The organism is Leisingera sp. SS27, from assembly GCF_028368855.1.
Lineage (GTDB): Bacteria > Pseudomonadota > Alphaproteobacteria > Rhodobacterales > Rhodobacteraceae > Leisingera.
Genome location: NZ_JAQNCY010000002.1, coordinates 327,706 through 336,232, shown reverse-complemented (window position 1 = coordinate 336,232; position 8,527 = coordinate 327,706). Strand labels below are relative to the sequence as shown.

The following is an 8,527-nucleotide window of genomic DNA, read 5'->3' as shown; positions in this document are numbered from 1 at the left end:
CTGGGCAACGGAGACACCGTTACTGTCACCGACCACTTCGAAAATACTATCGAAGACATGGAGCTGATCGAATTCGCGGACGGAACCGTGCTGGATCTTGCAGGTATTTCTGCCAAGTCCATCAGCGATCAGAATGGTGCAGGGGATGATCTGGTGCTTGGCGGCATCGGAAATGATCAGTTCCTCGGCGGAGCTGGCAATGACACGCTGAAAGGCGGCGACGGCGCGGATACCTATACCTACAGCCTGGGCGACGGCAATGATGTCATCGCAGACTACAGCGGCCAGAAGGTCAACGACCGCCTGGTCTTCACCGATGTGAACGCGGAGGATGTCACCTTCTCGCAGAACGCGGGCAAGGATCTGGTTATCACCCTGGGCAACGGAGACACCGTTACTGTCACAGACCACTTCGAAAATACTATCGAAGACATGGAGCTGATCGAATTCGCGGACGGAACCGTGCTGGATCTTGCAGGTATTTCTGCCAAGTCCATCAGCGATCAGAATGGTGCAGGGGATGATCTGGTGCTTGGCGGCATCGGAAATGATCAGTTCCTCGGCGGAGCTGGCAATGACACGCTGAAAGGCGGCGACGGCGCGGATACCTATACCTACAGCCTCGGCGACGGCAATGATGTCATCGCAGACTACAGCGGCCAGAAGGTCAACGACCGCCTGGTCTTCACCGATGTGAACGCGGAGGATGTCACCTTCTCGCAGAACGCGGGCAAGGATCTGGTTATCACTCTGGGCAACGGAGACACCGTTACTGTCACCGACCACTTCGAAAATACTATCGAAGACATGGAGCTGATCGAATTCGCGGACGGAACCGTGCTGGATCTTGCAGGTATTTCTGCCAAGTCCATCAGCGATCAGGTTACAGATAATGGCGGAGACGATACGCTTGTTGGTACTTCCGGCGACGACAGCCTCGACGGCGGCGCAGGAAATGACCGTATTGATGGCGGAAGTGGAGCCGACACCCACAATGGTGGGACCGGTGACGACTATCTCATTGGTAACACAGGCGCAGATTTGTTTGATGGCGGAGAGGGAGTAGACACTCTCGACTTCACCTATTCCAGCAATGGCTACACTATCGATCTTAGCCAATCGACAGCCGTGTTTACGGACGGCTTCGTCGAGCAAGTGCTCAATATTGAGAATGTGATCGCCGGGAGCGGCCACAACACCCTCATCGGTTCAGACGCGGACAATTTCCTTGATGGCGGAAGAGGGAACGACACCCTTTCTGGCGGAAATGGGAACGACCAGCTTCAAGGTGGTGACGGTGACGACAATCACCAAGGTGGTGCAGGCAACGACACATTGTTCGGCAGCATTGGAGATGACTTCTTCGACGGCGGAGAAGGTATCGACACACTGGACTTCTCATACTCCAGCAATCATTTTACCGTCGATTTGTCTCAATCCAGAGCAACCTTCTCAGATGGGTTTGTCGAACAGGTTACCAACATTGAGAACCTTGTTGGCGGTTCAGGCAATAACACCTTGATTGGCTCGGACGCCGACAACCAGATAGATGGTGGCGCAGGCAACGACACGCTTACCGGAGGATTGGGGATCGACACATTTGTGTTCGGAAACCAATTCGGCAGTGATCAAGTCACTGATTTCGAAGATGGGGTCGACAGGCTGAATCTCGACATTGAGGGCGTTTCGTTTGGCGATGTTGTCATCTCAGACGTTTCGGGGGATTCGCACATTACTGTTGCTGACCACGGAACCGTGGTGCTTCACGGGGTTAATGCCACGCTACTATCCGAAGAGGACTTCCTGTTCTGAGGGCAACCGGGTTTCCTTTCGGTCTCGCCTCATAGCGTGAAACTATTTGAATGACCGCTATCACCAAGCGGTCATTCATCGTAAAGAAGCAAATAACTGACGTTACTCCAAATAGTGTCATCCCACGAATGCTTGCCAGCTTCGCTTGAATAGCTGCTTCCAGTTCTGCGCCGCGGCGAAACGAATACTGCTGCGGCGTGTTTTATGCTGCGAGCGCACGCAGCGAGAAAATTCAAGGTGCAGATTATGAACTCTACTGCCGTCTGCTGCATGTGGCACCAATGTCGGCGTCCTGCAAGAAAGCGGACGCAAGCGGAAGCCCATGCTGCGCATGCAGTGAATGACAGCAAGATGAAAAAACGGACATTGATCGGTGGCCAAACTATCGAGACGCGACATGCAAGGACCTTTTGCGCCTTCTTGCTCGAAAAACCTAATTCGACGCCGCAATCTAGTCGGGCTGGAACGCATTCGTCCAAGCTTCCGCTCGAAGGTGCTCAGAAGCTGAAAACAGCCTCGTTGCAGTTTCTTGAGAAGCTCCCCCAACGTGGGCGTGTATCCTTGGTTTCAAGCCCGCCATCAACTTTTTGCCATGAGTATGCTCGAAGGCAACCGGAACCAGACCATTGGCAGGCTTGAATCCCGCGACATTTGGGGCCTGGTTTGGCATACCAGTGGCGCCCCATTCTTCCTTGGCTTGCTTCCGAGGGACATAGGTGTTCGCGCGAATTTGCTCTCGGGCTACATGAGCGGCTTGAACCAGGTTATCCCGTCTCAGTGCAGTTTCATCGGTGATTGCGGCATCGATTAGAGCCGGAGCAACATCATGAAAAATGGCTTTTAGGTGGTCCGATTGCGCGAAGGAGTGTTCAACGTCGTTGAGCGGCGTAAAAAGCTCAGAAACACCAGTAATACCGTTTCGGTCTCGTTCAGCCGATGCCGTCGCTAGCTCGAATGCCATTTCTTGCTCGGTTCGAAAGTCTCGATCCCGGTGGATTATGATCTGGGCATCTGGCCTCATATCCGAGATCATGTTCGCCAGAAGTCGCGCTGCTGGCAGATTGCCACAGCCGTTGTAAGACAACACTGTCAAATTTTCCGGGGCCCCATTTGCCAAGGCAAGAACCCTAACCGGCTCTGAGTCTTTGTCTTCGGTCATGAGTATGACCTGCCGCGCTGGATCGAAAATTTCCGCGCCGGCGGCAAGTGCACCGAGTGTCATCATGATCGGGATGGCTGGTCGCTGCGCCTCGTCCAGGGGCACCTTCGCACCCTCTGCCATCCAAACAGCTTCGGCATTATGGTCGTGCATCAACCGTTGGATCAACTGCGGGGAGTGGCTGGCAAAGAGAATGCGGGTCTGAGTTTCTGCTGCAACACCCTTGAGGGCTTCGTAGAGACGCGACTGACTGTCCGCATGCAAATGGGCGTCTGGCTCGTCCAGAAGCAGCAAGGGCGGCGCGTAGAAGCAAGCGTATGCGACGATCTGAATGACCTGCAACATTCCAGTGGACGCCATGTCGAGCGTCACCGTTGCACGGGGGGTCTCGACCTCTACGTTGATGAACCGATCATGGTGCGGATTGTGTTTAACCAAAACGCGCGCGCCGTCGTAGCAACGGTCCAGCAGCTCGGCAAACGCCTTCCAGCCGCTCGCTTCTGGTAGCGCATCAATCGAGCGCTGTTGGAGCCATGCAGTCCGTGCACCTTCATCCAAATCACGTTTGAAAAGATGGTCGAGCACAGTGCGCAAGTACAGGTTGGCGTCTCCGTGCATGACCGCAGCATCCATCGCCGCCTTTGTTCTCCACTCCTCGCGCATAGATATGCCGGACAGGCCAGGGGTCAGGATCGAGAATGGTTGCTCATCACTGGCTAAGATCTCTGCGAGATCATCGTCACCTTCGCGCGTGATTGCGATATTTGCATTCTTACCGCGGCGGATTTCAATTCTCAGAGTCTTTTCCGCATTTGTATCTAGATCCACACCAGAATACTGAACGGAAAACCCGTTGTTCTGAGTTGCTGCGCCTCCGTGACGCAGATCGAGTAGTTGTTCAGTTGGTCTGAATAGAACCGCATCGTTCGCAACCGTTGTCGAAAACTCTGGGGTTCCATTTCTTCGGTGCCCACGGAATGAAGCCTGAAGAATGGAAACCCCGAGTTGAGCAGCTTGCAGAGCGCTGCTCTTGCCGCTCGTGTTGCCGCCGACCAATGCTGTCATCGGTTTCAGATCTATTTCAAGCACTTCGATGCGCTTGAAATTTCTTACCTCAATATTATCCAGACGAATTCTCAATTCTATGCCTTGTTAACTCAATGAAACGCCGCTATCCGGCACACCCAATCAGATCCCGATCACCTTGCATAGATCAATCCCATCCTTCCAACCATCACACGCCCACCAAAACGCAAGTGCCCGATGGGATACAGAAGGCGCATTTAGCCAAGTTTGAGAAATTTGCGGGTGTCCGCTCTGGAGAGGCTGCGCCGCTCCATCAGGCAGTGATGTGAACTCCCACTATGGTCCGGCCACGCCTAAATGAGCGACCACAGTTCGCAACTTTGCAAACGTCGCTGTCTGCGCATCGCGCCCCCTGAAGCGGTCCGCAGCATTGGCAGTAGCTCGCCGGGTTCGGTGAGTGGCCGCTTTCGGTGAGATGGCCCGAAAATGTTGCACCGGCAGCAACCTTGCCGCGTCACACCAAGTCTATGACCGCTTCGGGCTGCCTGGCGTCGTTTGGCAGAAGCGTCCTAGTGAAGTTTTTCTGCAACCCTGCCGCCGCATCACCGCAAGTCGGCAGAGAGCCCGAGGCGGTCATTGCTATTTCTCGCTGCGCGCGCTCGCAGTACGAAAATCGCTGCATCAGCTTGGTTCATGGCGCTGCAAGGCGGCGGGAAAACCGGCCATTGGTGCAAGGCGCAGCAAAGATTGAGGCGGCAACTCACAGGTCGCGGGACCTTGCAGCCATTCGCTGCACCAGCGACCTGGACGACTGCACACGTCTGCTTCAGCGCAGAAGCGCCCTTTGCAAACTCGGCCGCTTGACGCAACCAGCCGAGTTTTTACGCTGCCGCGCAACCCGCCGTTTCTGCTGTTCGCTGCGACCGCGAGATCCTGCACCCGGTGAGTTCACACAATGCCGGACAAACTGGTCTTTCGCCGCAGACGTGTGATCGGTGCTGCAGTTGCGGCGACATCAGCGGGCCGGGCGAATTCTTCCGGCAGGAAACCGCAACTGGCCTAAGCCGCCTCGGCTTCGCGAAGATGCACGCCAAGCAGGATCAGGCCCGGCCAAAGCATATAGGCTTCGATTTCAATATTCTCCCCGAAAGAGAGCAGCACCATTGTCATCAGTATTCCCAGCGGCAGGCGGCCGCGCGCGTGTTTTGCTGCATCCGCCATGACAAAACCGATGTGCCAAACCAGCGGAATGAGCAGTGCGGCAAAACCGGCAGCACCTTTGACGAACAGCAGCCCGTACCAGGTGTGATGGCTGCCGATGGGCATGTATTCCACGGCATGGGACCCGGGTTGAACTGTGCCGTGGCCAAACCAGAAGGCTTCGGTCTGCCAGCGCTCGCTGGCTATCCGTTGCAGTGTTTCACGGACCCGAGTGCTGTCGGCCCTCGCCCCCTTGAATGCGGCCACCGCATCGCCAGCCAGCGCCGCCAATGTGCTGCCGGTCACCGCCAGAGACGCTGTCAGCCCAGCCGTTACATGCCAAGCCCAGCAGCGCAGGATCAGGGGCATCATGCGCGGTGCAACGGTACAGGCCATCAGCCCTACCAGCCCCATCCGCGATTTTGATGCCAAAATCATCAGGACCCCGGCGGCCACACCGGCCAGCATCCACTTTCGGTTTTTCTCTTCCAGCGCAAACAGCACCAAGATGACCCCCAGCAGCGCCGCGAAGGGCGACCAGGGGGCATAGAATTGCCAGCGCGGTGTCCAGCTGGCCGGATCGTAGGTGAACAGGTAAAGACTGAAATATTCCGGCCCCGGCCCGCCAACGGCCTTCAGCGGTGAGGTGAAGACACGTTCGGGAAGGCCAAGGTAGGGCGCTGCCAGCAGAACCGGTGCCAGCGCCAGCGTCCAGGCCCCGATCACGCATTGCCCGCGGATCAGAACCTCGCGGCGAACCGGCAGCACCGCGCCAACCAGCGGGAACAGCGCCAGCAGTGCCCAGCCCTTGGCCCAGCCGATCGAGGACTTGATTGTCTTCTTGAGGCCGAGCCCCCAGTCGAGGTGCCCGATCCACAGTGCCACCAGCAAAATGGCCATGCCGATGATCCAGGCCCAGATCAGCACCGGAACCGGACCGGTAGCACGCAAGTCGGGCCGGAACGCCGGGCCAAGGTAGAGTGCCAGCACCGCTAGCGCGCCGAGAACCCAGGCCAGAACCGGGCCCACGACGTATAGCGCACCAACGGCGTAGAAGGGCCAAGTCAGAACCATGGAGCGGTAGATCATCCGCTCTGCCGGGTTTTGCGGGGTCATGCTTCAGCTGCCTTGGGCGCGGCCAGAAGACGGCCGATGACCGCGGATCTGATCCAGCCCAGCAACAGAGCGATCAGCAGCATGAAGGTGGCCGCCGCCCCGGCGGCAAAGGCGAGCTTACGGTCAGGCGAAGAGGGGCGTTCGGGAAGGGACGGGTTTTCGAGTATCTGAACCAGCGGGTATGAGGCATAAACATCCGATTTCGTCGACTGGGTTCGGGCGATGGCAGAAGCAAACACTGCTTCAGCCACAGAGAAATCTCGCTGCAAATCCTTCAGCCGTGCTGCGCTAGCCGCCAGTTCTTGCAGCCGGGTCTGCTCGAACACCAGACGCTGAGCCAAAGCTTCATACTGCCGGGCTGTGCCCATGCGCTCTGCATCCATCCGCACAAGCTGAGCCAACAACTCTGCCCGCGCTCCGTCCGGGGCCAGATCAAGCCTTTTCAGCTCATCAATTTGGATACCTGTCACTGCCGCTGCCTGTTGGCTTGCACTGTGTTCCGCCGCAGCCTGGGCTGCACGTGCGGCTTGCACCTTCGGGTGCCCTTCACCGTAAGACGCACGGGCTTCAGCCAGTTTTGCAGCATGGATGGCGCTTTCGTCTTCCAGAGCGAGAAAGTCTGCATCGGCAAAGAGTTTCAGGGTTGCGGCCGCGGCGGAGGCCTGGATGCCTAGGGTTTGCTCAAGCGCGGCAACGCTTTGTGTCTTTTCCTCAAGAATACCGGCAATGTCCTCAACCCGGCCTTCCAGTTCGCGGGTGTCTTCGACCATTGCATCGAACTCCTCGCCAGACAGCAGCCCGGAGGATTTCTGAAGTTTGCCGATGTCAGAGCGTGTGACCGCTACCGAACTCTGGTAATCACCAATGGCGGCCAGACCGCTGTCCTCGCGGGTGGCTTGCTCATCCTTGCGCAGCGCGTCCAGTTCTTCGAAGAAGGCCTGCAGCAGGGCATTGCCGCGCTGCTGGGCGTTTTCTGCACTGGGACCCGTCATTTCGATGTGAATGAGGCTGGTTTGATCCACCAGCCGGATCCGCGGTTTGCCGAATTCACGGCGGCTCAGTCCCATCGCGCCAGCAGCCGCGGCGAGGATACGGTCAGCACCGATCAGGCGCTTGTATGTTTCGGTCGGGCTGACGGAGTTGCTGGCAAATGCGGAATTGGCATAGGAGGACGCCTGCCCGATACCATTGAGGTTCATTGAGGCCGACGCCCCGGACCCTGGCAGGATGAGCGACGCATGCGATTTGAAGGCAAGCGGTGCGGTTTGCAGGTAGCCGTTGATCGGCGCCCAGACCAGTGCCAGCCCAAGCAGCAAGAATGCCAGGTAGCGGCGGATGCGGCTGGTGTCGCCCAAACGCCCGCCGACGATGATGCGGCGGAGGGATATCCGGTGCCAAAGCCGCCGCGGAGCATCAAATTTTCCGGCAAGTTTCTGCAGCATGTCAGTCTCCTTCAACCTGAGACTATCCCGGCGCTTTGCCCGCCGCGCCTGCGCGCAAGGCTATCCCGGTGCGCATCCGTATTCGCGGCTATCCGTTGGAGTAGGTTTTAGGACTGCGCCCCCGCAGGCAGTCAGAACAGCCCCGCCTCGCGTGCAGCCAGTGCTGCCTGGGTGCGGTTTGCCACTTCCAGCTTTCGGTACAGCGTTTTCATGTGCAGTTTCACTGTCGGTTCGGTAATGTCCAGATCGCGGGCGATTTCCTTGTTGGACTTGCCCTCGGTCAGGCCTTTCAGAACCTGAAGCTCGCGCGGTGAAAGTTTTTCGGCCAGCGGGTGGTCCGTTTCCGGATCTGCGGCAGTCATGAAATCAATGGGTGCATATTGCTCCCCCATCGCCATGAACTTGACCGCATTGATCATTGATTTTGCCGGCAGGGTCTTTGGCACAAACCCGGCGGCGCCGGCCTCCAGCGCCTGTTCAGCGATCTGGCGGGTGGCCGCACCGGACATCAGGGCAACCCGCTGCCCGTTTCTCATGGCCATCGCCCGCTTGAGGCCGGCCAGCCCGTTCATGCCGGGCATATTCAGATCCAGCAGGATCAGATCAAAGGGATCTTCGGTCTCGATCAGCTTGCATGCCTGATCCAGATCCGCCGCGGTACTGGTCTTGAAGGAACCTTGGCCTTCCAGGAACAGAACAAGCGTGTCACGCAGCAGGTCGTGGTCATCGGCAATCAGTACTCTCATAACATGCTCCTTGATCCCTTCCTCTA

At 57.6% G+C, this 8,527-nt stretch carries 6 protein-coding genes; 1 reads left to right on the top strand and 5 read right to left on the bottom strand.

Features of this window, described 5'->3' with window-relative positions; all coding sequences use genetic code 11:
• Nucleotides 1-1,812, top strand: a 1,812-nt coding sequence (locus tag N6L27_RS07460; RefSeq protein ID WP_271906601.1) for a calcium-binding protein, incomplete at its 5' end; no start/stop codon positions are given.
• Between the two features lie 117 nt (nt 1,813-1,929).
• On the opposite strand, the gene N6L27_RS07455 is transcribed toward N6L27_RS07460, so the two are convergent.
• The 5 genes from N6L27_RS07455 to N6L27_RS07435 form a co-directional block, all read right to left on the bottom strand.
• Nucleotides 1,930-2,211: a hypothetical protein gene (locus N6L27_RS07455; protein ID WP_271906599.1), complete on the bottom strand. Its 282-nt coding sequence runs from the start codon at nt 2,209-2,211 to the stop codon at nt 1,930-1,932.
• A 52-nt stretch (nt 2,212-2,263) separates the two neighbouring features.
• On the bottom strand, nt 2,264-4,111 hold the full coding sequence (locus N6L27_RS07450) for an AAA family ATPase (RefSeq protein WP_271906597.1): 1,848 nt from the start codon (nt 4,109-4,111) through the stop codon (nt 2,264-2,266).
• A gap of 945 nt (nt 4,112-5,056) precedes the next feature.
• Nucleotides 5,057-6,313: an O-antigen ligase domain-containing protein gene (locus N6L27_RS07445; RefSeq protein WP_271906595.1), complete on the bottom strand. Its 1,257-nt coding sequence runs from the start codon at nt 6,311-6,313 to the stop codon at nt 5,057-5,059.
• Nucleotides 6,310-7,755, bottom strand: a complete 1,446-nt coding sequence (locus tag N6L27_RS07440; RefSeq protein ID WP_271906594.1) for a hypothetical protein — start codon at nt 7,753-7,755, stop codon at nt 6,310-6,312. Before N6L27_RS07440 ends, N6L27_RS07445 begins: the two co-directional genes overlap by 4 nt.
• A 131-nt stretch (nt 7,756-7,886) precedes the next feature.
• A complete protein-coding gene (locus N6L27_RS07435) occupies nt 7,887-8,501 on the bottom strand; it encodes a response regulator (protein ID WP_039151902.1) in 615 nt (204 codons plus the stop codon).
• Nucleotides 8,502-8,527: the final 26 nt, after the last annotated feature.

Coding starts and splice junctions, on each gene's coding strand:
- N6L27_RS07455 (WP_271906599.1), bottom strand. CDS start 2,211: ATGTCGCGTCTCGATAGTTTGGCCACCGATCAATGTCCGTTTTTTCAT.
- N6L27_RS07440 (WP_271906594.1), bottom strand. CDS start 7,755: ATGCTGCAGAAACTTGCCGGAAAATTTGATGCTCCGCGGCGGCTTTGG.
- N6L27_RS07435 (WP_039151902.1), bottom strand. CDS start 8,501: ATGAGAGTACTGATTGCCGATGACCACGACCTGCTGCGTGACACGCTT.
- N6L27_RS07445 (WP_271906595.1), bottom strand. CDS start 6,313: ATGACCCCGCAAAACCCGGCAGAGCGGATGATCTACCGCTCCATGGTT.